A 26,052-nucleotide genomic window follows, 5' to 3' on the forward strand; every position below is an offset into this window, starting at 1 on the left:
CGTTTCATCTCACCTCTCACGCAGGAGCAACTCATGCCGCAGGACTACCACCACGGCGTACGCGTCGTGGAAATCAACGAGGGCACGCGCCCCATCCGTACCGTGTCGACCGCCGTCGTCGGCATCGTGTGCACGGCCGACGATGCCGACGCCACCGCCTTTCCACTCGACACGCCCGTGCTCATCACGAACGTGATTGCGGCGCTCGGCAAGGCGGGCACGAAGGGCACGCTGCGCCGCACGCTCGATGCCATCGGCCGGCAGACCAAGCCCGTCACCATCGTCGTGCGCGTGGCCGAAGGCAAGGACGCGGCCGCGACCACTTCGAACGTCATCGGCACCGTGACGCCCGAGGGCAAGTACACCGGCATGAAGGCGCTGCTCACCTCGCAGGCACGGTTCGGCGTGAAGCCGCGCATCCTCGCCGCGCCCGGACTCGACACGCAGCCCGTGGCCTCCGCGTTCGGCACCATCGCGCAGTCGCTGCGCGCCTTCGCCTATGTGTCCGCGTACGGCTGCAAGACGAAGGAGGAAGCCACCGCGTACCGTCGCCAGTTCGGCCAGCGCGAAATCATGGTGATCTGGCCGGACTTCCTCGCGTGGGACGACGTGACCAGCTCGACCGTGGTGATGCCTGCGCCCGCCTTCGCGGCAGGCCTGCGCGCGAAGATCGACAACGACACGGGCTGGCACAAGACGCTGTCCAACGTCGCGGTCAACGGCGTGACGGGCATCAGCGCGGACGTGTCGTGGGATCTGCAGGATCCGGCCACCGATGCGGGCTATCTCAACGAGCAGGACGTCACGACGCTCGTGAACCGCAACGGCTTCCGCTTCTGGGGCTCGCGCACGTGCTCGGACGACAAGCTGTTTGCCTTCGAGAACTACACGCGTACGGCGCACGTGATCGCGGATTCGATTGCCGAGGCGCAGATGACGGTGGTGGACGGGCCACTCAATCCTTCGCTGCCGCGCGACGTCATCGAGAGCGTGAACGGCAAGTTCCGCGAGTGGACCTCGCAGGGCTATCTCATTGGCGGCGCATCATGGTTCGACCCGGAGCCCAACACCACCGACGTGCTCAAGTCGGGCAAGTCGTACATCGACTACGACTACACGCCCGTGCCGCCGCTCGAGAATCTGATGCTGCGCCAGCGCATCACCGACCGCTATCTCGCCGACTTCGCCGCGCGCGTGAACGCGTAACGGCAGCACCACAAGGAGAACAACACGATGGGAATGCCCCGCAAACTGAAGGGCTTCAACCTCTTCCAGAACGGCGAGAACTTCGTCGGCCAGGTGACCGAGGTCACGCTGCCCAAGCTCACGCGAAAGATGGAGGACTGGCAGGGCGGCGGCATGTCTGGCCCGATCAAGGTGGACTTCGGGCAGGAAGGCATCCAGCTCGAATGGACGTGCGGCGGCTTCATGCGCGCGGTGCTCGGCCAGTACGGCATCACGAAGCACGACGGCGTGCTGCTGCGCTTCGCCGGCGGCTACCAGTCCGAGGACTCCACCGCCGTCGATTCGGTCGAGATCGTGGTCAAGGGCCGCCACTCGGAGATCGAGCCGGGCACGGCCAAGGCGAAGGAAGACACCGCCTTCAAGGTCACCACGGTGGCCAGCTACTACAAGCTCTCCATCAACGGCGAGGACGTCATCGAGATCGACTTCATCAACATGATCGAGAAGATCAACGGCAACGACCTGCTCGCCGCGCTGCGCAAGGCCATCGGCCTTTAACGCCATCCGGCCCGCACGTGAGCGCGCGGGCCGCAACTCTTACCCACACAGGAATCACCATGCAGAACAGCGAACAGGCCATCACCGAAACCGCGGCCGCAGACCCGAACACGCACGTGCTCGATACGCCCATCGTGCGTGGCACCCAGACCATCGACCGCATCACGCTGAGGAAGCCCCGCTCGGGCGAGCTGCGCGGCGTGTCGCTCTCCGACCTCGTGAGCCTCGACGTCATCGCGCTCTCGAAGGTGCTGCCGCGCATCAGCACACCCACGCTCACCGAAGCGGACGTGGCCGGCCTCGACCCTGCGGACCTCGTGCAGATCGGAGGTGTGTTCGCGGGTTTTTTGATGTCGAAGGCCGTCAGATCGAAGCTGGAATCCCAGACCGCGTAGAAGACCCGATGGCCGATATCGCCACGGTGTTTGGCTGGGCACCGCCCGTGATGGACGCATTCACGCTCACCGAGCTGATGGACTGGCGCGAACGCGCGCGTGTGCGCGCCAGCGCCGAATGACAGGCAACCGACGATGGACAACACGCTGAAGCTGCGCGTCATGTACGACGTGATCGACAACATGACGCGGCCACTCAGGAACCTGCTCGCGGGAAACCGGGGTCTGTCGAAGTCGCTGGGCGAGACCCGCCGCGCGCTCGCGGAAATGGGCAAGACGCAGAAAGGCATCGCGGAATTCCGCGAGCTGCGGGGTGGCCTAGCTTCCACCGCCTCGCAGCTCAACTCCGCGCGTGAGCGCGTGTCGGCGCTCGCCGCATCGCTGCGCGCGGCGGGGCCGCCCTCGCGGCAGATGGTTGCCGAGTTTGAGAAGGCGAAGCAGGCGGCCGTGCGCCTTTCCACCGAGCACGACAGGCAGGCGGTTCGCGTGCGCGAGCTGCGCGACCGGCTCGCTGATGCCGGCATCAGCACGCGCAACCTCGCGCAGCACGAGCGGGAGCTGCGCACGAACATGGCGTCCACCACGGCCACCATGAACGACCAGATGCGCCGCCTCGAGGCGCTCACCGAACGCGAGAAGCGCCTCGCGGCCGCGCGGAAGAACATGCAGGCGATGCAGGGCGTGGCCGCCGGCATGGCGGTGGGCGGCTATGCCGCGAAGAGCACCGGCGCGCACGTGCTCGGCGATCTGCGCGGGACGCTCGACGAGTCGAAGAAGTTCGAGGCCGAAGCCATGCGCATCCGGGCACTCGGTCTCGGCGATCACGCATCGGCCGACGCTGCGAAGTACGCACGTGCGATGAAGCAGTACGGCACGAGCACCACCGACAACGTGCTCATGATGCGCGACGCACTGACCATCTTCGCGGACGAGCACCACGCGCAGATGGTGATGCCCACGCTCGCGAAAATGAAGTTCGCCAACGAGGCAATGTTCGGAGGCGAGGACGCGCACGCCAACGAAGAGAAGTTCATGAACATGCTCAAGGTCATCGAGCTGCGCGGCGGCACAAAGGACGAAAAGACCTTCAGGGACGAAGCGAACATGGTGCAGAAGGTGCTCACCGCCACGGGCGGGCGCGTGGGCGGCGACCAGTGGCGCGACTTCATCCAGACCGGCGGCGTTGCGGCCAAGCAACTGCGCAAGGACGCGTTCTACTACCAGATGGAGCCGCTCATCCAGGAAATGGGCGGGCACGCGGTGGGCACCGGACTCATGTCCGCCTACAGCAACGTGTACCAGGGCAAGACCACGGTGCGGGCCGCGAAGCAGATGATGTCGCTCGGCCTGCTCGATCCGAAGATGGTCGAGTACACGAAGATCGGCACCATCAGACAGATCCGGCCGGGTGCGCTCAGGGGTGGTGACCAGCTCAAGGCATCGCCGCTCGAATGGCTGGAGAAGGTGTTGCTGCCGAAATTCGCGGCGAAGGGCATCACGGACCCGGACCGGGTCAAGGACATGATCTCCACGATCTTCACGAACCGCACGGCCGCGAACCTGTTCACGACCATGTACATGCAGCGTGAACAGATCCACAAGAACGAGCGGCTCAACACCGGCGCGGACGGCATCGACCAGCTCGACGCAAAGGGACAGCAGCTCACGCAGGGCCGCGAGATCGCGGCGCTCGCGCAGCTGCGCGACCTGAAGCTCGAGATTGGCGAGAAGGTTTCACCGCTCTATAACCAGGGGCTCGAATGGATGGCAAACGCCACGGAGAAGGTGGTGGGCTTCATGAAGGAGCACTCGACCGCGGCGAAGGTCATCATCACGGTGCTGGCCGCGCTCGCGGCAATCCTTGTCGTGTGCGGCACGTTGACCATCGCGCTCGCCGGTGTGCTCGGGCCGCTCGCCATCGTGCGCTTCAGCATGGCAACGCTCGGCATGCAGGGCGGCATTCTCGGCACAGTGTTCCGGGCACTCACCTCACTGTTCCGGGGTAGCCTCATAGGTTCGCTGAAGCTCGCGGGCAACGCGCTGATAACACTCGGGCGTCTTGCGATGGCTAACCCGCTGCTCGCAATCATCGGCCTGATCGCAATGGCCGCGCTGTATATCTGGCAAAACTGGGACACGCTCGGCCCGAAGTTCGCCGCGCTCTGGAAGACCATCACGGACGCATTCGGGGCCGCCGGTGACTGGATCACCGGGAAGTGGGACGCCACGGTCAAGTGGCTGAAGACTGCGTTCGACGGTGTCTGGGATTGGTTCGGCAACATCGGATCGCGCTTTATGGAATTCGGCGGAAATCTGGTTTCGGGGCTCGTCGACGGGATCACGAACGGGCTCGGTGCCGTGAAGAACGCCATCACGGGCCTTGCGGACAGCACCGTCGGATGGTTCAAGGAAAAGCTCGGCATCCACAGCCCGTCGCGTGTGTTCGGCGAGCTGGGCGGGTTCATCGGCCAGGGCGCGGCGCTCGGCATGCAGGGTGAACAGGGACGTGTCGCGCGCGCGGCCGTGGGCCTTGCCGCGGTGGCCACCACGGCGTTTGGTACGCCGGCCTCTGCAAACGGCGCGCAGCTCGCGCGTGAAACCGCGCCACTCGTGCGGCCGTCCGTGCCCATCGACCGGCGCCCGCCAATTGCCGCCGCATCGGGTTCGGCTGCCGCCGCGGCCGGTGCCTCGTCCATCGTCATCAACATCTATCCGGCCGCCGGCGCCGATCCCGCGGAGATCGGCCGGGCCGTGCGCGCCGAGCTGGACCGCCGCGAGCGCGAGAAGCGCGCGCGGGCCGGCTCGCGCCTGTCCGACCAGGGGTAACGATCATGATGATGTCCCTCGACCAGTTCGTGTTCGGGCTCGCTACCGCGCCGTGGCGCGAGCTGCAGCGGCAGCGCAGCTGGAAGCACCGCACCAGCCCGCGCGTGGGCGCGCGTGATGCGAGCCAGTACACGGGGGTGGGCGACGATACGGTCACGCTCAACGGGATGGTTGCGCCCGACAACGGTATCGGCTCGCTCGCCTCCATCGACAGCCTCGCGAAAATGGGCGACGCCGGCGACGCGTACGTGCTCGTCGATGGCATCGGGAACGTCTATGGCGCCTTCGTCATCGAGAGCCTGAACGAGACCGCCACGTACCACACGAAGGAAGGCATACCGCGCAAGGTCGAATTTACGCTGACACTCAAACGGGTCGACGACAGCGTGATGTCGGCGGCGAAGGACGGGGCGCAGGCATGAGCACGCAGCAGACGGCAGGCAACGAACGGGCGGTGCGCGCCGGCCGCATCCAGCCGCAGGCCGACTACCGCATCACGCTCGACGGCCGCGACCTCTCGCGGCTCATCGCGCCCTCGCTCATCAGCCTGTCGCTGGACGAATCGCGCGGCGAAGAAGCCGACATGCTCGACCTCGTGCTGGACGACTCGCGCAACACCTTCGCGATTCCGAAGCGCGGCGCTGGCATCAAGGTATCGATCGGATGGGTCGGCGAGCCGCTCGTGGACAAGGGCACGTTCACGGTCGACGAGGTCGAGCACAGCGGCGCACCGGACATCATCACGATCCGCGCGCGCTCCGCATCCATGACGAACGCGATGCACGAGCGGCGCGAGCAAAGCTGGCACCGGCAGACGCTGGGCGCCATCGTGCGCGCCATCGCTACACGCCACTCGCTGACGGCGGCCGTGGCCGACACGCTCGCGAAGGTCCTGATCGATCACATCGACCAGACGCACGAATCCGACATGTCGTTTCTGACGCGCCTCGCGAAACGTTACGACGCCGTCATGAACGTGAAGGATCTGCGGTTGCTATTCATGCCCATCGGCACCGGGCGCACCGTGAGCGGCCGGGCGCTCGACGTGCTGACCCTCACGCGTGCGAGCGGCGACCAGCACCGCTATCACATCGCGCAGCGCGAGAGCTACGCGGCCGTGCGCGCGCACTACCACTCCAACGGCAAGGCAAAGCGTAAATCGGTGGTGGTCGGTGGCGAGAACAACCGCAACGTGAAGGTGCTGCCCGAGGACTACGCGACCGAGAAGGAGGCACGCGCCGCGGCCGAAGCGGAATATGCGCGCACGCAGCGCAGTCTGGCGACGCTCGACTACACGCTCGCGCTGGGCAGGCCGGAGCTGTTTCCCGAAATGCCGGTGATCGTGTCGGGCTTCAAGCCGGAGATCGACGAAACGCCGTGGCTCGTGAGGAAGGCAAAGCACACGATTGGCGAAGGCGGATTCACCACGGCGCTCGAGCTGGAGGTGCGGGACGATCCCACCACGGACAGGCATCGTTCGCACTTCAGGAAAGGCGGGAATTAACACGGGCATCCGGGCGCCGCTACCTCTCTGGGCAGGCAGGTAGCGTAACGGGTTTGACTGTGCCAGCCTGCGCTGTTTCTGTAACGCATAGCGGGGGCCAATTGGGCAAGCGCGCCATCATCCTTGTGGGCGATACGACCACACACGGCGGCCGGGTACTCGAAGGCACGGACAGTGCCACAGTGGACGGCAAGGCGATAGCAGGTGTTGGCCATATGGTGGAGTGCCCCAAGTGCAAGGGCGTGTTCCCGATCCTGCCGGACACGCTCGGGCGCCTTCATCCACACCAGCTACACGGGCGCGATACTGCTGTCGAGGGGATGCGCACCGCGTGTGGTGCCACGCTCGTGGCCTCCCAATCCGTCGCGACGATTGATGACGTCGGCGCTGGCGACGCCAGCCACGGCGCAGGCGCTGCAGTGGCCGCGGCACAATCGCTCGCTCCGAGTCCTACGCTGTGCCTCGAATGCCTGAAGGCCGCAGCTGAAAGCGGCGCGACGACCGTGATGCGGGGCTAGCCGGTGCAGTCTTCGAAAATGGCCGCTTACTTCGCCCAGCGGCAGACGCAGATATCGATGCCGGTGCGGCTCTACGCGCTGTTCGATGCGCTGCTCTACACGCACGCAGCTGATGCCCCCGCACTGGAACGCTCAACGGCCGCCATCGCACTGTTCGACGGTACCCCCGATGCCTCACTCGCCGATGCCGGTCCTTGGCTCGTCGACGTCGACGCAGCATCGGACGCGGTACGCAGCCGCCTGCACGAGCTGGGCGCCAGCGGGGATGGCGTGTCGTGGCTCATCAGCGCATACGCGTTTCCGGCGCTCGCCCACGAGTTGCGCGGGAAACTGGACGCACGCATGCCCGACGGCCGCACGGCGCTGTTGCGCTTCTACGATGCACGCATCATCGGTGACATCGCAGCGTTGCTCTCCTTCTCCCAGCACGCCGAATTCTTTGTACCGACGTTCGACTGGCTGGTGGAAATCAACGGCGAACTGAGGAGGGTGCATCCCCATGCTTGAGCTGAACGCCGAACAGGTAGCGGGGCTTGCCGAGATCGACGCCAGAGGTTTCGTGGCCCGCGTGCGCGAGGATCTCGTCAGAGACGACCCGAAGCTTGGCGAGGACCGGACGCTTCCCGAACGCCTGTGGCGAGCGTTCAAGGCCGCACGCGAACTCGGCATTCGCGACGACGACAATCTCGTCGCGTTCCTTCGCATCGAGGCCTATGCGCCTGAGTTCTACGACAAGCCGGCCACGCGCGCGTGGCTGACGCGCCCCGGTCGCTCTGCCGACGAGCGGTTCCATGACTATCTGCGCGTGATGCGCTGGAAAATTCAACACCCCGACTATGTTGGAGGATTGACCGATGGCGGGACTCATCGTACCGGTAGTGGAGGCAGCAGCGACGGAGCTTGGGCCAGTCTTGGTGCGCGCTGGCGCAGCCTTATTGGGCGGAGCGGCGGTAGCGGGAACAGCTAGTCTGTCCGGCGACACACCGAAAGACAAGAGCAAGGCCACGCCTGCTACGCGCGCTCTGCCGCGCACCGACGAGAAGTGCAAGAAGTGTCCGCCCGAGGCTGGCACGTTCAAGAACGCCAACCATTACATGACCGCAGCAGCGCGCGAGTATCAAGGCCGAATCACCGGATGGCCGTACAGCGTTTCAGAGGGATGGAGCCAGGAGTGGGACTGGCAGGGCATTGATTTCGATGGCTTCATCCCAGCTCAATGCATGTTGCAGGAAGCCAAGGGCAACTATGACCAGTTTCTGGAAATGCCCTGGGCGGAGGGTTCGTTTTCCGGCTTTGATAGCATGGAATCGACGATCATGAGGCACGGCCGTATCGTCCGGCAGAACCCGCCGACGCAGCTGACCTGGTATTTCCAGGGGCCGAAGACCCGCGCACGCATGCTCCGGTTTCTGACGCAATGGGGCATTCAGTCCGTTGTCGTACCTTGAGGCATGAATATGGCGAAGATGGAAATTAACGCGCAGTTTCGGGATACCACCCTGTCGCCAACTGACTTCGAAACGGTGCTTACCCGGCTTGGCAGGATCATTGATGCCATCGGCGAACGCCGTGGCGAACTGGCGCGAAGTGAATGGCGCCTAAAGGGCGAGACACAAAAAGAAGCCTTGTTGTACCGCGCATTCGAAGGAGATGTGCCGTCAACGGCCGCACTCGCCGTATTGAAAGAAGAGTTCCGGAAGTCGCAGGATCAAACGTTTGTCGCGATTTGGGCTCATCCCGATGGCTCCGAAGTGGGTGCGAACATGACGTGCCACGTAGGCCCGCAAGGCGAACTAAACTCGATTTCCGTAGCGTTGACAGGCGAAGACGACCTCATTGGCTTCGATGCCTTCACCATTTATGTGAGCAGGGTCGCGGAGGAGTTCGCCCCGCTATATGCAGAAGTATCGCCGCCCGACTACTTCGAGAAGAGAGTGTTCGACGACAAGCCGGGAGTGGGCTGGATGTTTTACCTGCCTAGAATCGTCACCGTACAACAGGTTCCCGAGGCACGCGCCCTGGTGCCCGTACCCGAAGCCGGCAAGAAGCAGACCGGCACGATCATTGCGAGCGTCACTGATGCCGTGTTCTCCGCGGACAATGCCGAGCACGTCGAGGTGGCGAACCGTATCGAGATCCGCCTCGTCGATCAGGACTTGCTGCCTCGCTACGCTGACCTGTGAAAGCGAGCCGCGCGTTTCATCCCCGGCAGCGCGCTCAATGAAACTTGCGCTCATCGTTGCTTTCGTTTCCGTTTCTGCGCTCGCGGCTGGCCGCGACCCCGTGGACGTCATTTCGCAACGCAGCGGCCTGCCAGCAAGCGAAGTGAACGCGATGCTCTCGCATTGCGACGCGAACCAAACGAGTACGAACTTCTGCGCGTGGCGCGATCAGGTCGTTGCCGAGCAGGAGCTGCAGCGGGTTGTGGATGAGAAGAGCGCAGCTTCACCAGCCTGCAACGAAGCACTGGAGAAGAAGATCGAGGCGTGGAAGAAGCGCCGCGACGCGAGCTGCCAGAAGTCGGCACAACGGAAATGGGGTGGCGGCTCGATGCTGCCTACGGCCGTCGCGATCTGCGCTACAGCGGAAACGAAGCGCATGACGAAAAGGATCGACACACGTAAGGCGTGTCGGTAATGCACGCAAGCGCCGCAGACGGAACGTTACGAGGTCGTGGCGCCGCGCGACATGCACAGGTCTCGTGAGAATCACAGGCGCCGAGTGATGTGCTCGCGGTGCGCTCTTGCGTCTGCGGCCGACCGAGGCTGTGTGAAAACTCCCGTCGAGCGCACCGCCTGACAAACTCGGCTCGCCAGATCGCCGCATACGGGCTTCGAAGCGGTTTGGGAGGGGTAAAGCGACACCCGAAAACCGAGTGCTTCCGCGTTTTCACACAGCCTCGACCCGAAGGTGACAGTCGGTCCTCTACAAAGCGGTCATTCGACGTGACTGGAAGGATTCCGCTCTTTGATAGGACATCCGCTATGCCTTAAGCTTGTCGAAGAGCCCGTAGTTGGCCACACACAGGCCTCTATCGAGAACGAAATGCACAGCTACACCGAACTAGCACTGAGAAACACAGAGCTCATACTTTCAAAGCTGGAGGAAGTTACGACGGCGGCTACGGCGGCACTGCAAACAAGCGCCGCGACGACACATATCAAAACGCTGCAAGCGGTACAGCTTGAGAAGGCAATTCATGCGGTCGGCGTCTTTTCAATTTTTGAGGCTCGGTTGCAGGACGGACTAGCCTGTGCGGACGGATTCAAAGAGGCAAAGGCCATTCTTACCCAGGCCGGATTGACAGACCTAAATGAGCGATTCGAAGACTTGTACTTCGCAATTAATGTCTTGAAGCACGGTCGCGGAAAGAGCTATAACGCTCTCTGTGCGAAGGCTGGCCAACTACCGTTCCGTGTGAAGTTGCATGGACAGGATTTCTTTAACGAGGGCGATACAGCAGAAGTTGCGACCTTGATCGAAGTTGACGACGAATTTGTGCGACATTGCTCCGATACGATTACGAAGGTTTCGGAGGCTATTCGGAATCACAGACCGGACTACATCGGTTAGAAACAAAGCCCGCTCGAAGCGGGCTTTCTTGTATCTGGGGGCAATTCAGGCGGCGAACTTTTGACTTCTGCCAGCGGCTCGCATGCGTTGTTTCGGTGTCGCGGGCGTCAGGCGTCAGGCGCTTTACCGTGCAGATTTTACGAAGGCTGATCAGCGTCGAACAGCAACAAGGCCGCTCGGGCAGCACGCAGATTCGTCATGGCCTGCAGCGCAGTCTCGAGAACGAGGCCTACCGACTGCATTGCATTGTCGATCGTGGCTCGTATCTCTTCGCGTTCGTCGTTGCTCACATCAAGACGAACTGAAGACAGCCTCGACAAGCAATGTACGTCCGTGTGCTGCACGGCTGTCGTCGACAAACGAGCCGTATTGTCATTCATATTCTTGTGCATTCTTCTGGTCCCTCTTTAACCCATTCAAAGACCGGGTCGCCTCACGAGAAGCGTCTCCCTGCACTGCTCCCATCGGTGGCATCTCCGGCTTACAGAATGCTAACCCAATACTGTATGTATATACAGTATTAGTCATATGAATGTGTTGTACCCGCTGTGCGCGCGTCCAGTCGGGGAGCAGTACCAAGAAAGGTTCTATTGCGTCAAAACCCCACCCGTGAGCGGCGCCGTAGCACTGCAATCGCAGGTTCCGTAACTCGGTGGGCTTGGCGCTATTTCTTTTTCGCGTTCGTCGCGCGCTCGACCTTCAGCCGTTCGAGCTCAGCCACTGCGCGATCGACATTCTCAGCGGTGCGTTGATCAAGGGCTGCACGCCGATTTTCCGAAAGGCGCTTCGCGCGCCGCGACGTCGCAGTCGCAAGCATCGACGCCGTGTTGATGCAGCTGGCGATGAAAGCATGCAGTGCAGCCTTTCCTGTTTCGTTAAATAGTCGATAGTTTTCGATCACATCGCGCTCGTCGTCGTTGACGACAAATCCGATTGCGCTGCCTGAACCTGCGTCACCGGAAGTCCGCACGCCCTTCAAGACGTACAGCAGATCGACTCCAAGCTCGGCAACCGCGGCCAAGTACTTAGCGTCCGGTGTGCGCTCTCCGGATTCGTAATTTGCCTGAGCACCGCGAGCAACTCCTCCCACTGCGGCAAATTCCTCCTGACTCAGGCCGAGCTTCAAACGCTCTTCGCGAAGACGCGTGCCGAATGTTCTCATTTGAATTCATTTACGTTGACGCTCTCAATTGAGAGCATTACACTAGCCTTACCGTAACGCAAGACTAACGACCAAAGTATACCGACCATGACGACCGCCAAAGGCCCGCGCCGTTCTCCGCGCGGCACCATGTCGGACAAGCCCGTGTATGTGGGGCTCACCCCTGCCGAACGCGGCGAGTTGGAGATGCTCGCCGCACAGCGCAACCGCTCGATTTCGAGCATGGCGCGTGAGCTGATTCGCATCGGCTCACGTCAGCTCCGCGCACTCCCTGCCCCCCGTTCCCGCAACGAACGCCGTTGAATTGAGGAGCACGCATGTACCCCGATCCGAAGCGCGTCCGCGCGCACAAGCACACCATCCGGTTCGACGACTACGAGCAGGCCGTTCTCACCGCACTTGCAAACTACCAGGGCGAACAGCTCGCCGTGATGATCCGCGAGATCGTGATGCGCGAAGCAACCGCGGTGCTCGCCGAACGCAACACCCTGATTCTGGACCGCACGAGTGCCTGAACGAAGGCACCGAACCGCCAACAATGAGCCGCTCCTACGATGCCCGAAACCAGCACGGAAGTAGCCTTCTCGGACGCCGATTGCGACGTGCTGGAACACGTACGCAGGCAGTTCAACCTGCCGTCGATCGAGGCTGCTGCCGAATGGCTCGTGAAACGACGTCTGCGCCTGACCGCGGCGCAGCTCAACGGCCGCGGCCGCGCACTGTATCTCGTCCGGAGTAAGCCCAAATGCGAATCCTGAACCGTTGCCCGCACTGCCGTACCCGTGCGACCGCGCGCAGCAGCCGCGATATGTCGCTGACCTTCCGCGAAGTCACCTTCCAGTGCAACAACACGGCATGCGGCCACACGTACGTGGTGAACATGGAATTCGCACGCACGCTCTCGCCATCGGCAATGCCTAATCTCGCGCTGAACCTGCCGCTCTCACCTCACGTGCGCGAGCAGCTGGCAAAGCAGCTCGAACTGCCCGTCTAGCGCCCTAACCCGCTTTCCCCGTTTCCCCTCGCATCGTGCCTGTACGGCGCGAGGGGCTTTTTTGCCCAAAGAAAGGAGAAATCCGCATGGCCACCCTCGCCTCCGCGCCCGTCGTGATGCCGTTCGATCCGTCCGCCCTGCCGCTCGATCAGCGCCGCGAATACCTGCAGACGCTCTGGCGCGCCGACATCGATCCGTTCGTGTTCGTCGGCACGGCACGCCGTCTTGGCTATGTCCTCGGCTGCCATTGGGACATCGACGCCGGCATGCCCGTCCTCACCTCCATCGTTCTGCACTGACCCGATGCGCGCGCCCATCACGGACCTTGAGCTGCGCGTGACGTGGCACCGCCTGCGCATGGTCGGCGACTTCGACACGTCGATGCGGCACCGCGCCGTGCGTCTCGTCGTCGAGTCCGCTGCGCGCGCCCTGCAGGACCGCGAGCAGGCGCGTTCACGGCGTGCATGCGACGGCAAGTGTCTCGCGGCGAACGACACCAGCGATTGACTGAACCGCGCCGGCCTCCGGCGCACCGACAAGGAACCTCACCCATGAAACAGTACGTTTTCGGCATCGGCGTGTTGCTGGTGCTTTCGTTCTCGCTGGCCGGCCTGACCTTCACGGCCGCCGGCATGCTGCGCCGCTTCGAGCTGAAGTGCGGGCCGCTGCTGTCGCTCGCGGTTGCCGCCGGCGCGCTCGTTTCGCTGCTCGCAGCACTGGCCTGGTCCGTTCCGGCGAGGACGTAATGGAACGCTCAACCAATACCGCTCCGCACGACGCTGTATTGCGTGCGGCCATCGCCGCAGCCGCCGCCACGCTTCCGTTCGACAACCGCCCCGGCAGCATGCAGCGCCAGTGCACGCTCGGCCTGTTCGTCGCGGCCCTGAGCGACCGCCTCGCGCTGGCCTTCCCGCAGTCGGCCGATGCGCTCAGGGCCATCGTGTTCAGCCCGTCCACGGACGGCAACCCCGCATCCCCGCAGCAATCCGGGCAGCCCGCATAGCAATGGCAACAATCGAAGAACTGAAACAGCGCATCGACCTGCACGACCTCGCCGAACGCCTCGGCATCAGGCGCGGCCGTGGCGGCGACCGTGCGCTCTACCACTCGCCGCACCACGACGACAAAAGCCCGTCGCTGTCGATCTACGTGAACCACCCGAAGCACGGCACCGGCTGGCGCGATCACAGCGCCAGCACGGGCGGCTCGTGCATCGACCTCGTGATCCACGTGCGCGGCGGCACGGTGGCCGAAGCCGTGCGGTTCCTGCACGACGCCTACGGCATCCCGCACGAGCGGCCCGAGCCCGGCGAGCGGCGCGAGAAATCGACCGTCGAGTACATCGCCGACCGCTGCCTCGCCGAGCGTGACCGCGTGCGCGAATACCTCGCGGGCCGCGGCATTTCCGCCGCGGCGATCGACGCCGCCATCGCCACCCGCTCGCTCGGCTTCAACACGTGGACAAGTCCAAAGGCCGCCGCCGGCGAAGTGGGACACGGCGGCCCCGCTGCCGCGTTCATCGTGCGTGCGCCGCATGACGGCCGCGTGGTGGCCGTCGACATGCGCTACGTCGACCCCGCGCTCAACGGCGGCGTCAAGACGCAGACCCAGGGCGACAAGGCTGGCTTCGCATGGATCGCGGACGCACACCGGCTCGCCAAGGCCCGGCGCGTGTTTATCGTCGAGAGCGCCATCAACGCACTGTCGGTCGATACCTGCGCCATGCCGGCCACGGCCGCGCTCGCACTGCGAGGGCTCGCCAACGTCGAGGCCATCGACTTCGCCTTCCTGCGCGGCAAACAGGTGGTGATCTGCCTCGACAACGACGAGCCCTTCGCAGACGGCCACCCGCGAGCTGGCCACCGCCCCGGCCCCGAGGCCGCATGGGCGCTCTACGAGCGCCTCACGTCGCTCAACATCAGCGCGGTGCTCGTCGACCAGGCGGAGTGGCTGGCCGATCTGGCAGACGGGGAAACAGCGCGCAAACCCATCAACGACGTGAACGACTATCTGCAGCTGCGCGGGCCGGCCGAACTGGCGCGCGCGCTCGAGCAGATCGAGCCGTGGCTCATCGCCGGCATGGCTGGCGACGCCACGCGCCGCGGCCGGCCGCGCATCTTCCTGCCCTCGCACGACTTCGCGCAGTACTGGCGTTTCCGCGTGCGGCCCGACTTCACCAGTCACATCACGAAGATGGACCGCAACGAGGAAAGCGGCGTCGAGACGCCCGTCATGACGGATCTGTGCGGCTTCCGCATTGCCGCCATCAGCCGCGTGTCGGTGGCCAGCGCGACGGCCACCATGACAGGCGACGACGACCAGGCGCCGACCGTCTATTTCGCCGTCTCCGTGCAGGCGCCGCGGCACGGCGCGCAGCTCATCCGCCGCGTGATGCTCGACGACCAGCTCCACAACGTCGACCAGTGGGGCAAGTTCGGCCCGATCTGGGCGCCGGCGCCGTTCAAGCGGATGGTGAACATACTCGAGCGCGGCGCCGACCTCGGCGCACGGCAGGCGGCCAACTTCGTCGGGCTCGCCTGGCGCGACGGCCGCCTCATCGTCAACGAAGGCCCGGACTGCTACTTCACCGAGGCCGACAAGCAATGCCCGTATCACAACCTCACTTTCCCGGGCGGGCCGGTGAGTGACGCGCGCCGCGTCATCACGGCCTACCAGACGACGTTCAGACAGAACGCCGCGACCATTCCGCTCGTGTGGGCGCTCGGGGGCCACCTGAAAGCCCTGCTCGGCTTCTGGCCGCACATCACCATCCAGGCCAACAAGGGCGCCGGCAAGTCGACGCTCATCAAGCGCCTCGAGCGCTCGCTCGCCTTCACGATGTTTTCGGGCCAGTCGCTGCAGACCGAGTTCCGGCTGCTCACGAGCATCAGCCATACGAGCCACCCGGTCGGATGGGAAGAACTGTCCGCGCGCCGGCAGGACGTGATCGACAAGGCCGTGGGCCTGCTGCAGGAGAACTATCAGTACACGGTGACACGCCGCGGCTCGGACATGACCGAATACCTGCTGTGCGCACCGGTGATGCTCGCCGGCGAGGACGTGCCCGTGCGAAGCCTGCTCGGCAAGCTCGTGCGCACGACGCTCACCGGCAAGCGCGGGCCGCTGCTGCCCGACGACCTGCCGCGCTTCCCGATGCGCCAGTGGCTCGAATTCCTCGCCGGCCTCGACAAGCGCGCGGTGCTCGACCAGTACGCCGCACTGAACGGCAAGGCGCTCGCAAACTGCCGCGCGAGCGGCGAGGACGATGGCGCGAAGCGCATGGCCGGCAACTATGCCGCCGTCGCGCTCGCGTGGCGCTACCTGTGCGAGTTCGCTGGCATGGACCCGAGCGAGGGCGACTTCCCGCGCGATCTGCTCGCGGAAATGAACGGCCACATCGCGGAGACGAGCGCCGACCGCGAGCCGTGGGTGTGGATCATGGAGACCGTGCTGTCGGAGATCGACGGCGGCAACTACAAGCACCCGTACACGTTCGACACCGTCGACGGCGAGTTCTGCCTGCTGCTGCGCACGGGGCACGTGATGGACCACATCGCGCACACCAGCGCGCTGCGTGACAAGTGGAACAGCCTGCCGGTGAAGTCGGACCGCGTGTTCAAGGCGCAGCTCAAGCACGCCGGCGTGGTGGTGGGCGAAAAGGAAGTGGAGCGCCGCATCTACACGCGCCGCGTGCCCTACCTCACGCCCGTCTCGCTTCAACGTCTCGCCGGGTTCGGCCTGCACGTATCGGTACGCGAGGATCTGGCCACGGACGCATTACAGGGGAACCGCCCATGACCCGCTCACAGCCATTGCGGCCGCCGTGCGGCCGTCCCCCCCTGCCTCGTTCCTTCCGGCCGCGTAGCGGCCCTGAATCCGGGTTTGAGGTGCGTGCGCCAATGCGTGCAGCAGCCGGCGCACGGCAACCCGCCGTCGCGTTCGTGTCCGCGCTCCCCCGTACCCCCTGCGAGTCGAAACGGCCGGGCAACGGCACAAGCCGGGAGGGACCGGGGCCGCGCGGGCGCGTTTTGCCGCCGGGAACACACAGGCAGCGCAGCCGACACGTGGTTTTTGCGTGGTCTCTTTCGTAAGTCATTGATTGTTGAGAGGACTGCCGCCACGAGTCGCACGCCGTTTGCCACGAGTCATGCCGGTTTTGCCATCAGTCCGGTTTCGGCGCCGGCCGCCTTCGCCCTTTTCTTCTCTCTCTTCAATCCATTGAAAAAGAAGAAGAAAGAAAGCGGAGAAGGGCAAGGAATCGGCCGGAACAGCGTGCCACTAGTCAGGGGCGTTTTGCCATCAGTCGCGGACGGTGCCTATTTTTTGAGCCACGGGTTATTGACGGTCGCCATGCCTGAGTGATGGCAATTGATAGCACATAAAGCATTTAGAAATCAGCACGTTATGAATGAACTTCGCCCAAACCATCATTCCACTAGTTGCGCTGCCTGTGCCCCCGCTGCACGAGCTGCAGCGGTCATACCGGTCAACACGGTTGACCTCGCCGGCGCCGCTGCAATGCTTGGCGCGCACCCCGAAACCGTGAGGCTGAAAGCGAAGGCGGGCGAAGTGCCTGGCCGCAAGGTCGGCAAGCGCTGGATGTTTTCAACGGTTGCCCTGCAGCGTTACCTCGCCGGAGAATGGATTCCGCGAGTTGTGCAGGGCGATCAGCAGGAGGAAGTAAATAAATGTCGCTCTACAAACGTAGTAGGAGTCCAAACTGGTATTACAGGCTCACGCCACCCGGCGGTGGTCCGGTCATACAAGGCAGCACTGGCACCAGCAACAAAGAGCAAGCGCAGGAGTTCTATGACCGCCTGAAAGTAGATCTCTGGAACCAGGCGAAGCTCGGCCACAAGCCACGCTACACCTGGAACGACGCGGTTGTCAGATACGTCAGCGAGCGCGAAGGTTTGGCAAGCCTAGAAACATCGAAAACGCACCTGCGATGGCTGGACCAGCATCTTTCCGGTGCCACGCTCGCGGACATAGACCGCGATCGGATCGATTCAATTGCACTTGCGAAACGGAGGGAGCCTCGGGTGGTCCGAACGAAAAAGGGTCTCAGGGAAACGGGCAAGACCGTGAGTGCGGGCACCGTGAACCGCGTCATCGGCGTACTGAAAGCGGTGCTCAATGCGGCCGTCGAGTGGGAGTGGCTGGATCGCGCTCCAGTGACGAAGCGCGTGAAGGTCGCGTCGAAGCGGATTCGATGGCTGACCCAGGCGGAAGCGGAAAGGCTACTGGCCGAGTTGCCGGAACACCTCGCCGACATGGCGCGATTCAGTCTCGAGACAGGTCTGCGTCGCTCGAACGTGACCGGGCTGCAATGGTCGCAGGTTGATATCGTGCGACGCGTCGCGTGGATTCACCCGGATCAGGCGAAGGCGCGGAAGGCAATCACGGTTCCGCTTTCCGGCACGGCAATCGCCGTGCTGCGGCGGCAGCTAACGAAGAAGCGCGCGCCCGAGTACGTCGACAGCGTGTTCGTTTACCACGGCAAACCGGTCTACCAGACTGTGACGGCCGCCTGGACAAAGGCGTTGAAGCGTGCCGGCATCCGCGACTTTCGCTGGCACGATCTGCGGCACACCTGGGCGAGCTGGCACGTGCAGCGCGGGACGCCGATGCAGGTGCTCAAGGAGCTGGGAGGATGGGAAACGCTGGAGATGGTGCAGCGGTACGCGCACCTGTCAGCCGACCACCTTGCCAGGTGGGTTGTGCCGCACACGAGCGCGACCGACCTGCAGTTAGCGGCGGGCTAACTGTATTTTCACTGTACTGAGGGGGGAAAGATGACTTAGCGAAATCGCTGGCAGGCATGTCCAGCTTGGCGCGCCCGGCTGGGATCGAACCAGCAACCCCTGCCTTCGGAGGGCAGTACTCTATCCATTGAGCTACGGGCGCTTCAACACGAAAGCGCCGCAACCGGGGGTTGCAGCGCTCAGCGAGACCGAGAGAATAACCGCTTTCGCTGCCTGCGTCCACCGCGCGGCCGTGACGGGACCGCGTCCCGGGGCGGCCCGCGGTACGATTTTCAGCCGTCCGCAGCTAGAGAAAGGACCCTCGACGTTCCCGCCCTCTTTCGGGTAAACGCCTGCTGAAGACCCCGCGCCCGCGCTCGCCGTCGCCAAAACCTTGCGTCTATAATCGCTCGTGTTTGATCAGAATCATGTCGTTGCCGTCCTGCTGTACCGCTCACAAAATCAACGGAGACGAGACAAGCATGAGCGAAGCACCCCACGGAGCCCCGATCAAAACACCCGGCCAGCTGATCGCCGCTGTCATCGCCGGATTTGCCATTCCCGTCATCGTCATTGTGCTGCTCGCCTACTACGTCGATAACTCGACGCGCACAGGCGCGGGCACCGACGAGCTATCCGATGCCGCCGTCGCCAAACGCGTCGCGCCCATCGCCCAGCTGAACCTGCGCGACGCCAACGCGCCGCACGTCTACAAGACCGGCGAGCAGGTCTATCAGGCGGTCTGTTCCGCGTGCCACGCGGCGGGCGCAGCCGGCGCGCCGAAGTTCGGCAACGCCGGCGACTGGGGACCGCGCATCTCGCAGGGCTTCGACACGCTCTGGCACAACGCCCTCAACGGCAAGAACGCCATGCCGCCGCGCGGCGGCACGAGCCCCGACGACTACAGCGACTACGAAATCGGCCTTGCCGTCGCCTACATGGCCAATCACGGTGGCGCGCAATTCCAGGATCCGCCGAAGCCGGCCGCTGGCGCACAGGGCGCATCGGCTGCGGCAGCCGCATCGGGCGGCGCAACGGCCTCAGACGCCAATGCAGCAGCCGACGCGCAAGCCGCAGCCGCAAAAGCGGCAATCGCCGCGATCGGGCAGACCGCATCCGCACCGGCCGCAGGCGGTGCGGCGCCACGCAGAGTGCCGACGCGTCGCAGGCGGGCAAGGCGCTCTATCAGCAGGTGTGTCAGGCCTGCCACGCCGCGGGCGTCCTCAATGCGCCGAAGTTCGGCGACAAGGAAGCCTGGGCGCCACGCCTGAAAGACCCGATGGACGTCGTCTACAACTACGCGTTGCACGGCAAGGGCGCGATGCCGCCGAAGGGCGGCTCGAACGCGTCCGACGCGGACGTGAAGGCCGCCGTCGATTACATGGTCAGCGCGGCGAAGTAAGCGAAACGAGCGGAGCCGCGGGCTCGATGAACGGCGCCACGAATGCGAAAGCAGGCGCGGCGCGTCTCAATGAATCGAGTTCGTCGGGACCATTGGCTCCGTCAAACAGCGCCGCCGGAGAACGGCACGAGCAGGGATGTTGCTCGTGAACCTGCGCGAGCAATTGGTCGTCGCGATCGGCCCGCCACCTTCCCCTCAAGCCTTCTGCAACAACGCCTTGAGACTCGCCAGCCGGTCCTTCGGCGTCATCGGCGCCTCGTCTTCGGTGGGCGGCGGAGCCTCGTCGAGGCCCATCTCGACAATGAAGCGCGACGCCTCGCACACGATAGTCTCCCGCGCCCGCTTGCGCTTCTTGCACCAGTTCAGATGCAGGCTGCGCTGCGCGCGCGTGATCGCCACGTACATGAGGCGCCGCTCTTCCTCGATGCGCGCGTCGTCGATGGGTTCGTCGTCCGCGCCGCCGCGATGCGGCATGATGCCTTCCTCCACGCCCACGAGGAACACGTGCGGATACTCGAGCCCCTTCGACGCATGCACGGTCGACAGGCGCACCGCATCCGGGTCTTCGTCCTTGCCTTCCAGCATCGACATCAGCGCGACGGTCTGGATCAGGCCCAGCAGGTTCTTGCCGGTGTCCGCGAGGCCGTCGGCGTTGTCGTAGCCGGTCGCCTCGCCTTCGTCCGAAATGGCCTGCTCGGGCTTGGTGCCCTTGCGCTTCAGCCACTCCAGAAACTCCAGCACGTTCTGCCACTTCGCCTGCGCCTGGCGTTCGTCGAACGCGTCGTACAGGTAGGCCTCGTAGTGAATCGCCTCCATGAGGTCGTCGAGCACGGTGGTGGCGGGGTCTTTGTCCGCGCGATCCGTGAGGCGCTGCATGAAGTCGCAGAAGGTGCGCATCGGTTCGATTTGCCGCGCCGAAAGGCGCGCCTCGATGCCGCCCATGTACACGGCCTCGAACAGCGACACCTTCGCCTGCCCCGCGAACGCGCCCAGCGCTTCGAGCGTCGTGTTGCCTACGCCGCGCCGCGGCGTGGTGATGGCGCGGATGAAGGCGGGATCGTCGTCGGGATTCGCGATGAGACGCAGGTAGGCGCACAGGTCTTTGATCTCGGCCTTGTCGAAGAACGACTGGCCGCCCGAGAGCACGTAGGGAATGCGCTCGCGCCTGAGCACCTGCTCGAAGATGCGCGCCTGGAAGTTGCCGCGATAGAGAATCGCGTAGTCGCGAAACTGCGCGCGCCGCTCGAACTTGTGCGCCGAGAGCCGGAACACCACGGACTCGGCCTCGTGCTCCTCGTCGTTGCAGCCGGTCACGGTGATCGAATCGCCCATGCCGTGCTCGGACCACAGCTTCTTCTCGAAGAGTTTCGGATTGTTCGCGATGACGTTGTTCGCCGCCGTGAGAATGCGCGCGGTGGACCGATAGTTCTGTTCGAGCTTGATGACGTGCAGCTTCGGGAAGTCCTTGCCGAGCTGCGCGAGATTTTCGAGCGTCGCGCCGCGCCAGCCATAGATGGCCTGGTCGTCGTCGCCCACCGCCGTGAACGCGGCGCGCGGGCCGGCCAGCAGCTTGAGCAGTTCGTACTGACACGCGTTGGTGTCCTGGTACTCGTCGATCAGCAGATAACGCAGCCGGTTCTGCCAGCGGTCGCGCACAGGCTCGTTCTTTGCGAAGAGCTCGGTCGGCAGGCGGATGAGGTCGTCGAAATCCACGGCCTGATACGCGTGCAGCGTCGCCACGTAATTGCGGTACACGATGGCCGCCTGGTGCTCGTCCTCGTTCGACGCCGTGGCCATGGCCTCTTCGGGCGTGACGAGGCCGTTCTTCCACAGCGAAATGATGGTCTGGATCTTGCGGATGAAGCCCTTGTCCGTGGACCCCACCTGCTCCTGGATCATGGCGAAGCAGTCGTCGGAATCCATGATCGAGAACTGCGGCTTGAGGCCTACGTGCTCGGCTTCCTGGCGCAGGATCTGCACGCCCAGCGAGTGAAAAGTACACACGGTGAGCTGGTTCACCGGCACCTTGCGGCCTTCCTTGCCGGGCGTGGTGAGCGTCTTGCCTTCGAGCAGCTTGCCCACGCGCTCGCGCATTTCGGCGGCAGCCTTGTTCGTGAAGGTGACGGCGGCAATGTGGCGCGGCTCGAAGCCTTTGGCCTCGATGAGATGCGCGATCTTCTGGGTGATCACGCGCGTCTTGCCGCTGCCCGCGCCGGCGAGCACGAGACAGGGACCGTCGAGATAGCGCACCGCTTCGCTTTGGGCGGAATTCAGGCCTGCGGACATCGTTGCTGGAATGGGGAATGACAGGTGGCACCGCCGCGGGCGCGAGTCACGCGCGGCGGCGGAAGTTGGACCCGCGATGTTAACACGGAGGCGCCTTCGGCTTCGGACATCGACGCCTTCGGCCCGAGACGGCGGCGCCCGCGGCGTCAGACAGCCGCGCCCCGGCGTCATACGGCAACGTCCGCGCTTTCAGCGTGTCACAATCGCTGTCTCGCGCTGCCGCCATGGTGGCAAGACAGCGCGCCGTTTTTTTGCAGGAAGCTTTCATGACTGCCCCGCTGAAAACAGGTGTGATGGGCTACGGCTTCGCCGGCCAGACGTTTCACGCGCCGGTCATCGCCCATTGCGGCCGCGCGACCGTTGCCGCCATCGCAACCGGCCAGGCCGAGCGCGCCCGTGCCGACTTCCCCGCGGCCACCGTGGTGCCCGACCTCGACGCGCTGCTCGCGCTCGGCGACATCGAATGCGTCGTCATCGCCACGCCCAACGACACGCACTTCGACCTCGCGCGACGCACGCTGGAAGCCGGCAAGCACGTGGTGGTCGACAAGCCGGTCACGCTCACCGCCGCCGAAGCCCGCACGCTCGCCGATCTCGCCGCAAAGCAGGGCCGCCTCTTCGCGCCGTTCCACAACCGCCGCTGGGACGGCGACTTCCTCACCGTTCGCGACCTCGTGGAAGGCGGCAAGCTTGGCCGCATCACGCACTTCGAATCGCATTTCGACCGCTTCCGTCCGCTCGTGCGTCAGCGCTGGCGCGAAGACGCGGCGCGCGGCGGCGGTCTGCTGTTCGACCTCGGCCCGCATCTGATCGATCAGGCGCTCGTGCTGTTCGGCACGCCGCAAACCGTCACCGCGACCGTGAAGACACATCGCGATCACGGCACCGCGCCCGACTACGTGCATCTCCAACTCGGCTACGCGGCGCACCAGGTGGTGCTGCACGCCAGCGCGCTCGCCGCCATTGCGCCGCGTTTCGTGATTCACGGCACGCGCGGCAGCTACCGCAAGAACGGGCTCGACACCCAGGAAGACCAGCTGAAGGCCGGCTTGCGTCCCGGCGACGCCGGTTTCGGCGGCGGCAACGAACCGGGGCTCTTGCACGTGATCGAAGGCGAACAGGAAGTGGAGCGCGCGCACGCCACGCGCGACGGCGATTACATCGGCTTCTATCGGGCGCTGGCAGCCTCGATTCGTGACGGCGCGCCGTTTCCCGTCAGCGCGCAGGACGCGGTGGACGTTATGACCATCATCGAACTGGCCAATCGCAGCGCCGAAGAAGGCCGCACGCTCGCCTTTGCACGCGCGTGATGCGCCTGATGCACCTCACGTACGTAAGGCCGTTCATCTTCCGGGGAAGAACCATAAGAGCCACCGCCATCATCGCCATAAGGAGAACTGGAATGCCTCGCATGATCCGCGCGCTTGCCGCCTGCGCGCTGATTTCCGCTCTGGCCGCCTGTGTCGCGCCCCGGCCGCCGCGCAAACCCCATGCACCGCCCCCGCCGCCTCCTTCGCAATCCCAGCCGCGACCTGCGCCGGCCCCCACGCCGGCTCCGCCGCCCCGCGACATCGGTCTCGACCGGCTGGATCAGGTCGACAGCCGCATCGACATCCTGCATCGCCGCATCGATGCGCGCGTCGACAAGGGCTTCTATCCACAACCGCAAGGCGACTCGCTGCATCACCGGCTCGACGTGATCCGCGAGGAAGCGCACGACATGGCTGCGCAGCACGGCGGCGGCGTTTCCGCTGACGAACAGCGCGTGCTGAATCAGGAACTGGACGGCGCCTCGCGGATAATTGGCGAGTAATTGACACGACCCCGGCGGCTCCCTCACAATCGCCACGCGCGCCGGGAGAGCGCGCCGGTTTTTTGAGCCGGCGCCGCCGAAGGGGCAACCCGCAAACTCTCAGGCAAAAGGACCGTGCGCGCCGGACCGCCAGCCCGCCCCCGGAAACGGGCGCAAAACTGGCACACCGTCCGAACTCTGGAGAGCGGCAGTAGCCCCGGCGCAAGCCTCGCGGGCAGGCTGCCCACCGAAGGGGCGCGCGCCTCGCCGTGTATCGCTGGATCGCCACGGCAGCGCAATCTCTCAGGTATCGAGGACAGAGGGGCCATGCACCGAACCATCCGCCGGCATTTCGCCGCGTGAGGTTCGCTGCATGGCCCTTTTTGTTTTCGCCGCTTGTTCAACAAGCCAAGCCTGAGGCCCCATGACCGAACTCAAACGCACTCCGCTCAACGCCACGCACCGCGCGCTCAACGCCCGCATGGTCGACTTCGGCGGTTGGGACATGCCCGTCAACTACGGCTCGCAGATCGACGAACACCGTGCCGTGCGCACGGATGCAGGCATGTTCGACGTCTCGCACATGTGCGTCATCGACTTTGCCGGCGAGCGCGTACGCGCCTTCTTCGAGTACGCGCTCGCCAACAACGTCGGCAAGCTGCAAACGCCGGGCCGCGCGCTCTACTCGTGCATGCTGAATCGCGATGGCGGCGTGATCGACGACCTGATCGTCTACTTCTTCGCCGAAGACAGCTTCCGGCTCGTCGTCAACGCGGGCACCGCGGACAAGGACATCGCCTGGCTCGAAGCGCTCAATGCCGAGCGCGGCTTCGGGCTCACCATCACGCCGCGCCGCGATCTCGCCATCGTCGCCGTGCAGGGTCCCAACGCCCGCGACAAGGTCTGGCAGGTCGCGCCGTCCACGCGCACCGCAACCGAACTGCTCAAGCCCTTCAACGCCGCGAAAATCGACAACACGCCGTTCGGTGAGCTGATGGTGGCACGCACGGGCTACACCGGCGAAGACGGCTTCGAAATCGTGCTGCCCGCCACGTTCGTCTGCGAATTCTGGGATGCGCTGGTGCGCCAGGGCGTGCGCCCCTGCGGGCTCGGTGCACGCGACACGCTGCGCCTCGAAGCCGGCATGAATCTTTACGGCCAGGACATGGACGAACAGGTCTCGCCGCTCGACGCCGGCCTCGCCTGGACCGTCGACCTTGCCACGCCGCGCGACTTCGTGGGCCGCACAGCGCTCGAGGCGCAAGCTTCGCGCTGCGGCTTCGTCGGTCTGATCCTGCAAAAGGAAAACGGCAAGGCGGGCGGCGTGCTGCGCGCGCATCAGAAAGTGATTACGTCGCTCGGCGAGGGTGAGATCACGAGCGGCACGTTCTCCCCGACCATGCAGGAATCCATCGCGTTCGCCCGCGTGCCGAAAGGCGTGCAGCCCGGCGACGCCGTTCAGGTGCAGATTCGCGACCGGGCGTTTCCCGCAAGCGTGGTAAAACTGCCCTTCGTGCGCAACGGCAAGGTGCTCACCGGCTGAAGCGGCCGGATCGAGCTACCGGCGGCGCGCGTCCCGCCCTCTTTTTAGCCATTACCGAATCAAGCACAGGAGCATCCAATGAGCATCCCGGCCGATCTGAAATACACCGAATCGCACGAATGGGTCCGCACCGAAGCTGACGGCACGTTGACCGTCGGCATTACGGACCATGCCCAGGAAGCGCTCGGCGACATCGTCTTCCTCGAACTGCCCGAAGCGGGCAAGGCCGTTTCGGCGGGCGACGGCGTGGCCGTGGTGGAGTCGGTGAAGGCCGCCTCGGACATCTACGCGCCGGTTTCGGGCGAGATCGTCGAATCGAACACGAGCCTGGTCGACACGCCCGACCAGGTGAACGGCGCACCGTACACCAGCTGGCTCTTCCGCATCAAGCCGGCTGCCGGTGCGTCCACCGACAAGCTGCTCGACGCCGCCGGCTACGAGAAAGCCATCGGCGCCTGAGTTCAAGCACAGTCTTAAAGCGCAGTTCGCGCAGTTTTTACAGCCGTCACCACGACAGGCGCGGCGCCTCCGGCCCTTTGCTAAATTGCAGCGACGTAGCAGCAACCTCGC

General features: G+C 64.6%; 31 protein-coding genes, 1 tRNA gene, 2 pseudogenes and 2 riboswitches. Of the genes and pseudogenes, 31 read left to right on the forward strand and 3 right to left on the reverse strand.

Annotation, left to right across the window (positions count from 1 at the left end):
- Positions 1-33 precede the first annotated feature (33 nt).
- The 15 genes from PXJ20_RS02160 (at position 34) to PXJ20_RS02230 (ending at position 10,864) form a co-directional block, all read left to right on the forward strand.
- A complete protein-coding gene (locus tag PXJ20_RS02160) occupies positions 34-1,206 on the forward strand; it encodes a phage tail sheath protein (protein WP_421030068.1) in 1,173 nt (390 codons plus the stop codon).
- 27 nt (positions 1,207-1,233) lie between these two features.
- Positions 1,234-1,743 carry a phage major tail tube protein gene (locus PXJ20_RS02165; protein ID WP_421030069.1) on the forward strand — a complete coding sequence of 170 codons (510 nt, stop codon included), beginning with the start codon at positions 1,234-1,236 and terminating at the stop codon, positions 1,741-1,743.
- Between the two features lie 59 nt (positions 1,744-1,802).
- Positions 1,803-2,138: a phage tail assembly protein gene (locus PXJ20_RS02170; protein WP_421030070.1), complete on the forward strand. Its 336-nt coding sequence runs from the start codon at positions 1,803-1,805 to the stop codon at positions 2,136-2,138.
- Between the two features lie 8 nt (positions 2,139-2,146).
- Positions 2,147-2,260: a GpE family phage tail protein gene (locus tag PXJ20_RS02175; RefSeq protein WP_421030071.1), complete on the forward strand. Its 114-nt coding sequence runs from the start codon at positions 2,147-2,149 to the stop codon at positions 2,258-2,260.
- A 13-nt stretch (positions 2,261-2,273) separates the two neighbouring features.
- Positions 2,274-4,964, forward strand: coding sequence for a phage tail tape measure protein (locus PXJ20_RS02180; protein ID WP_421030072.1), 2,691 nt, complete (start codon positions 2,274-2,276; stop codon positions 4,962-4,964).
- A 5-nt stretch (positions 4,965-4,969) separates the two neighbouring features.
- Positions 4,970-5,386 carry a phage tail protein gene (locus tag PXJ20_RS02185; protein ID WP_421030073.1) on the forward strand — a complete coding sequence of 139 codons (417 nt, stop codon included), beginning with the start codon at positions 4,970-4,972 and terminating at the stop codon, positions 5,384-5,386.
- Positions 5,383-6,468: a phage late control D family protein gene (locus tag PXJ20_RS02190; protein ID WP_421030075.1), complete on the forward strand. Its 1,086-nt coding sequence runs from the start codon at positions 5,383-5,385 to the stop codon at positions 6,466-6,468. Before PXJ20_RS02185 ends, PXJ20_RS02190 begins: the two co-directional genes overlap by 4 nt.
- Before the next feature lie 101 nt (positions 6,469-6,569).
- Entirely contained in the window at positions 6,570-6,986 is a 417-nt protein-coding gene (locus PXJ20_RS02195; RefSeq protein WP_421030076.1) for a PAAR domain-containing protein, read from the forward strand.
- Positions 6,987-7,043: 57 nt separating this feature from the next.
- Entirely contained in the window at positions 7,044-7,493 is a 450-nt protein-coding gene (locus PXJ20_RS02200) for a DUF4123 domain-containing protein (RefSeq protein ID WP_421030077.1), read from the forward strand.
- Positions 7,486-7,953, forward strand: a complete 468-nt coding sequence (locus PXJ20_RS02205) for a hypothetical protein (RefSeq protein ID WP_421030078.1) — start codon at positions 7,486-7,488, stop codon at positions 7,951-7,953. Before PXJ20_RS02200 ends, PXJ20_RS02205 begins: the two co-directional genes overlap by 8 nt.
- Positions 7,841-8,434: a restriction endonuclease fold toxin 5 domain-containing protein gene (locus PXJ20_RS02210; protein WP_421030079.1), complete on the forward strand. Its 594-nt coding sequence runs from the start codon at positions 7,841-7,843 to the stop codon at positions 8,432-8,434. The genes PXJ20_RS02205 and PXJ20_RS02210 overlap by 113 nt, the downstream gene beginning before the upstream one ends.
- 18 nt (positions 8,435-8,452) lie before the next feature.
- On the forward strand, positions 8,453-9,169 hold the full coding sequence (locus tag PXJ20_RS02215) for an immunity 52 family protein (protein ID WP_421030959.1): 717 nt from the start codon (positions 8,453-8,455) through the stop codon (positions 9,167-9,169).
- Between the two features lie 100 nt (positions 9,170-9,269).
- Positions 9,270-9,623 (forward strand): lysozyme inhibitor LprI family protein, encoded by a 354-nt coding sequence (locus PXJ20_RS02220; protein ID WP_421030080.1) that lies wholly within the window; start codon positions 9,270-9,272, stop codon positions 9,621-9,623.
- Between the two features lie 408 nt (positions 9,624-10,031).
- Positions 10,032-10,559 (forward strand): hypothetical protein, encoded by a 528-nt coding sequence (locus tag PXJ20_RS02225; protein ID WP_421030081.1) that lies wholly within the window; start codon positions 10,032-10,034, stop codon positions 10,557-10,559.
- 128 nt (positions 10,560-10,687) lie between these two features.
- Positions 10,688-10,864, forward strand: coding sequence for a hypothetical protein (locus PXJ20_RS02230; RefSeq protein ID WP_421030082.1), 177 nt, complete (start codon positions 10,688-10,690; stop codon positions 10,862-10,864).
- Between the two features lie 359 nt (positions 10,865-11,223).
- On the opposite strand, the gene PXJ20_RS02235 is transcribed toward PXJ20_RS02230, so the two are convergent.
- Positions 11,224-11,721 carry a helix-turn-helix domain-containing protein gene (locus tag PXJ20_RS02235; RefSeq protein WP_421030083.1) on the reverse strand — a complete coding sequence of 166 codons (498 nt, stop codon included), beginning with the start codon at positions 11,719-11,721 and terminating at the stop codon, positions 11,224-11,226.
- Between the two features lie 87 nt (positions 11,722-11,808).
- Here PXJ20_RS02235 and PXJ20_RS02240 point away from each other — a divergent pair, with 87 nt between their 5' ends.
- The 11 genes and pseudogenes from PXJ20_RS02240 to PXJ20_RS02290 all read left to right on the forward strand — a co-directional run bounded on the left by PXJ20_RS02240 (position 11,809) and on the right by PXJ20_RS02290 (position 18,480).
- Entirely contained in the window at positions 11,809-12,024 is a 216-nt protein-coding gene (locus tag PXJ20_RS02240) for a hypothetical protein (RefSeq protein ID WP_421030084.1), read from the forward strand.
- Positions 12,025-12,038: 14 nt separating this feature from the next.
- Positions 12,039-12,236, forward strand: a complete 198-nt coding sequence (locus tag PXJ20_RS02245; RefSeq protein ID WP_421030085.1) for a hypothetical protein — start codon at positions 12,039-12,041, stop codon at positions 12,234-12,236.
- Positions 12,237-12,275: 39 nt separating this feature from the next.
- Positions 12,276-12,479, forward strand: coding sequence for a hypothetical protein (locus tag PXJ20_RS02250; protein ID WP_421030087.1), 204 nt, complete (start codon positions 12,276-12,278; stop codon positions 12,477-12,479).
- On the forward strand, positions 12,467-12,715 hold the full coding sequence (locus PXJ20_RS02255; protein WP_421030088.1) for an ogr/Delta-like zinc finger family protein: 249 nt from the start codon (positions 12,467-12,469) through the stop codon (positions 12,713-12,715). Before PXJ20_RS02250 ends, PXJ20_RS02255 begins: the two co-directional genes overlap by 13 nt.
- Positions 12,716-12,801: 86 nt before the next feature.
- Positions 12,802-13,014: a hypothetical protein gene (locus PXJ20_RS02260; RefSeq protein ID WP_421030089.1), complete on the forward strand. Its 213-nt coding sequence runs from the start codon at positions 12,802-12,804 to the stop codon at positions 13,012-13,014.
- Between the two features lie 4 nt (positions 13,015-13,018).
- The gene (locus PXJ20_RS02265; protein WP_421030090.1) at positions 13,019-13,222 is read left to right on the forward strand and encodes a hypothetical protein; all 204 of its coding nucleotides are present in this window, start codon (positions 13,019-13,021) and stop codon (positions 13,220-13,222) included.
- Positions 13,223-13,266: 44 nt separating this feature from the next.
- Positions 13,267-13,461, forward strand: coding sequence for a hypothetical protein (locus PXJ20_RS02270; protein WP_421030091.1), 195 nt, complete (start codon positions 13,267-13,269; stop codon positions 13,459-13,461).
- Positions 13,461-13,718 carry a hypothetical protein gene (locus PXJ20_RS02275; protein WP_421030092.1) on the forward strand — a complete coding sequence of 86 codons (258 nt, stop codon included), beginning with the start codon at positions 13,461-13,463 and terminating at the stop codon, positions 13,716-13,718. Before PXJ20_RS02270 ends, PXJ20_RS02275 begins: the two co-directional genes overlap by 1 nt.
- 2 nt (positions 13,719-13,720) lie before the next feature.
- Complete coding sequence (locus tag PXJ20_RS02280; protein WP_421030093.1) at positions 13,721-16,513, forward strand: toprim domain-containing protein; 2,793 nt, start codon at positions 13,721-13,723, stop codon at positions 16,511-16,513.
- Positions 16,514-17,233: 720 nt separating this feature from the next.
- Positions 17,234-17,290: pseudogene (locus PXJ20_RS02285) on the forward strand (DNA-binding protein); the annotation flags it as partial.
- A 113-nt stretch (positions 17,291-17,403) separates the two neighbouring features.
- Positions 17,404-18,480, forward strand: a complete 1,077-nt coding sequence (locus tag PXJ20_RS02290) for a tyrosine-type recombinase/integrase (RefSeq protein ID WP_421030094.1) — start codon at positions 17,404-17,406, stop codon at positions 18,478-18,480.
- A gap of 66 nt (positions 18,481-18,546) precedes the next feature.
- Here PXJ20_RS02290 and PXJ20_RS02295 read toward each other — a convergent pair.
- Positions 18,547-18,622, reverse strand: a tRNA-Arg gene (locus tag PXJ20_RS02295).
- A 319-nt stretch (positions 18,623-18,941) separates the two neighbouring features.
- On the opposite strand from PXJ20_RS02295, the pseudogene PXJ20_RS02300 reads away from it, so the two are divergent.
- A pseudogene (locus PXJ20_RS02300) lies at positions 18,942-19,861 on the forward strand (c-type cytochrome).
- Between the two features lie 195 nt (positions 19,862-20,056).
- Here the strand turns inward: PXJ20_RS02300 and PXJ20_RS02305 are convergent.
- On the reverse strand, positions 20,057-22,147 hold the full coding sequence (locus tag PXJ20_RS02305) for a UvrD-helicase domain-containing protein (RefSeq protein ID WP_421030095.1): 2,091 nt from the start codon (positions 22,145-22,147) through the stop codon (positions 20,057-20,059).
- A gap of 266 nt (positions 22,148-22,413) precedes the next feature.
- On the opposite strand from PXJ20_RS02305, the gene PXJ20_RS02310 reads away from it, so the two are divergent.
- The 4 genes from PXJ20_RS02310 to gcvH all read left to right on the forward strand — a co-directional run bounded on the left by PXJ20_RS02310 (position 22,414) and on the right by gcvH (position 25,941).
- Positions 22,414-23,457 (forward strand): oxidoreductase, encoded by a 1,044-nt coding sequence (locus PXJ20_RS02310; protein WP_421030096.1) that lies wholly within the window; start codon positions 22,414-22,416, stop codon positions 23,455-23,457.
- 92 nt (positions 23,458-23,549) lie between these two features.
- Positions 23,550-23,960, forward strand: coding sequence for a hypothetical protein (locus tag PXJ20_RS02315; RefSeq protein WP_017772227.1), 411 nt, complete (start codon positions 23,550-23,552; stop codon positions 23,958-23,960).
- Positions 23,961-23,992: 32 nt separating this feature from the next.
- Positions 23,993-24,084: riboswitch (glycine riboswitch) on the forward strand.
- A gap of 43 nt (positions 24,085-24,127) precedes the next feature.
- Positions 24,128-24,269: riboswitch (glycine riboswitch) on the forward strand.
- 94 nt (positions 24,270-24,363) lie between these two features.
- Positions 24,364-25,482, forward strand: a complete 1,119-nt coding sequence (gene gcvT, locus PXJ20_RS02320; RefSeq protein WP_421030097.1) for a glycine cleavage system aminomethyltransferase GcvT — start codon at positions 24,364-24,366, stop codon at positions 25,480-25,482.
- Positions 25,483-25,560: 78 nt separating this feature from the next.
- On the forward strand, positions 25,561-25,941 hold the full coding sequence (gcvH, locus tag PXJ20_RS02325) for a glycine cleavage system protein GcvH (RefSeq protein ID WP_017772229.1): 381 nt from the start codon (positions 25,561-25,563) through the stop codon (positions 25,939-25,941).
- The last annotated feature ends 111 nt before the right edge of the window (positions 25,942-26,052 follow it).

The sequence above is a fragment of the Paraburkholderia sp. A1RI_3L genome (assembly GCF_048957895.1).
Classification (GTDB): Bacteria; Pseudomonadota; Gammaproteobacteria; order Burkholderiales; family Burkholderiaceae; genus Paraburkholderia; species Paraburkholderia kururiensis.

Bases quoted from the DNA above. Each gene is read 5' to 3' on its own strand.
- PXJ20_RS02160 (WP_421030068.1), top strand. From the start codon at position 34: ATGCCGCAGGACTACCACCACGGCGTACGCGTCGTGGAAATCAACGAG.
- PXJ20_RS02165 (WP_421030069.1), top strand. From the start codon at position 1,234: ATGGGAATGCCCCGCAAACTGAAGGGCTTCAACCTCTTCCAGAACGGC.
- PXJ20_RS02170 (WP_421030070.1), top strand. From the start codon at position 1,803: ATGCAGAACAGCGAACAGGCCATCACCGAAACCGCGGCCGCAGACCCG.
- PXJ20_RS02175 (WP_421030071.1), top strand. From the start codon at position 2,147: ATGGCCGATATCGCCACGGTGTTTGGCTGGGCACCGCCCGTGATGGAC.
- PXJ20_RS02180 (WP_421030072.1), top strand. From the start codon at position 2,274: ATGGACAACACGCTGAAGCTGCGCGTCATGTACGACGTGATCGACAAC.
- PXJ20_RS02185 (WP_421030073.1), top strand. From the start codon at position 4,970: ATGATGATGTCCCTCGACCAGTTCGTGTTCGGGCTCGCTACCGCGCCG.
- PXJ20_RS02190 (WP_421030075.1), top strand. From the start codon at position 5,383: ATGAGCACGCAGCAGACGGCAGGCAACGAACGGGCGGTGCGCGCCGGC.
- PXJ20_RS02200 (WP_421030077.1), top strand. From the start codon at position 7,044: ATGCCGGTGCGGCTCTACGCGCTGTTCGATGCGCTGCTCTACACGCAC.
- PXJ20_RS02205 (WP_421030078.1), top strand. From the start codon at position 7,486: ATGCTTGAGCTGAACGCCGAACAGGTAGCGGGGCTTGCCGAGATCGAC.
- PXJ20_RS02210 (WP_421030079.1), top strand. From the start codon at position 7,841: ATGGCGGGACTCATCGTACCGGTAGTGGAGGCAGCAGCGACGGAGCTT.
- PXJ20_RS02215 (WP_421030959.1), top strand. From the start codon at position 8,453: ATGGAAATTAACGCGCAGTTTCGGGATACCACCCTGTCGCCAACTGAC.
- PXJ20_RS02225 (WP_421030081.1), top strand. From the start codon at position 10,032: ATGCACAGCTACACCGAACTAGCACTGAGAAACACAGAGCTCATACTT.
- PXJ20_RS02235 (WP_421030083.1), bottom strand. From the start codon at position 11,721: ATGAGAACATTCGGCACGCGTCTTCGCGAAGAGCGTTTGAAGCTCGGC.
- PXJ20_RS02240 (WP_421030084.1), top strand. From the start codon at position 11,809: ATGACGACCGCCAAAGGCCCGCGCCGTTCTCCGCGCGGCACCATGTCG.
- PXJ20_RS02245 (WP_421030085.1), top strand. From the start codon at position 12,039: ATGTACCCCGATCCGAAGCGCGTCCGCGCGCACAAGCACACCATCCGG.
- PXJ20_RS02250 (WP_421030087.1), top strand. From the start codon at position 12,276: ATGCCCGAAACCAGCACGGAAGTAGCCTTCTCGGACGCCGATTGCGAC.
- PXJ20_RS02255 (WP_421030088.1), top strand. From the start codon at position 12,467: ATGCGAATCCTGAACCGTTGCCCGCACTGCCGTACCCGTGCGACCGCG.
- PXJ20_RS02260 (WP_421030089.1), top strand. From the start codon at position 12,802: ATGGCCACCCTCGCCTCCGCGCCCGTCGTGATGCCGTTCGATCCGTCC.
- PXJ20_RS02265 (WP_421030090.1), top strand. From the start codon at position 13,019: ATGCGCGCGCCCATCACGGACCTTGAGCTGCGCGTGACGTGGCACCGC.
- PXJ20_RS02270 (WP_421030091.1), top strand. From the start codon at position 13,267: ATGAAACAGTACGTTTTCGGCATCGGCGTGTTGCTGGTGCTTTCGTTC.
- PXJ20_RS02275 (WP_421030092.1), top strand. From the start codon at position 13,461: ATGGAACGCTCAACCAATACCGCTCCGCACGACGCTGTATTGCGTGCG.
- PXJ20_RS02280 (WP_421030093.1), top strand. From the start codon at position 13,721: ATGGCAACAATCGAAGAACTGAAACAGCGCATCGACCTGCACGACCTC.
- PXJ20_RS02290 (WP_421030094.1), top strand. From the start codon at position 17,404: ATGTCGCTCTACAAACGTAGTAGGAGTCCAAACTGGTATTACAGGCTC.
- PXJ20_RS02305 (WP_421030095.1), bottom strand. From the start codon at position 22,147: ATGTCCGCAGGCCTGAATTCCGCCCAAAGCGAAGCGGTGCGCTATCTC.
- PXJ20_RS02310 (WP_421030096.1), top strand. From the start codon at position 22,414: ATGACTGCCCCGCTGAAAACAGGTGTGATGGGCTACGGCTTCGCCGGC.
- PXJ20_RS02315 (WP_017772227.1), top strand. From the start codon at position 23,550: ATGCCTCGCATGATCCGCGCGCTTGCCGCCTGCGCGCTGATTTCCGCT.
- gcvT (WP_421030097.1), top strand. From the start codon at position 24,364: ATGACCGAACTCAAACGCACTCCGCTCAACGCCACGCACCGCGCGCTC.
- gcvH (WP_017772229.1), top strand. From the start codon at position 25,561: ATGAGCATCCCGGCCGATCTGAAATACACCGAATCGCACGAATGGGTC.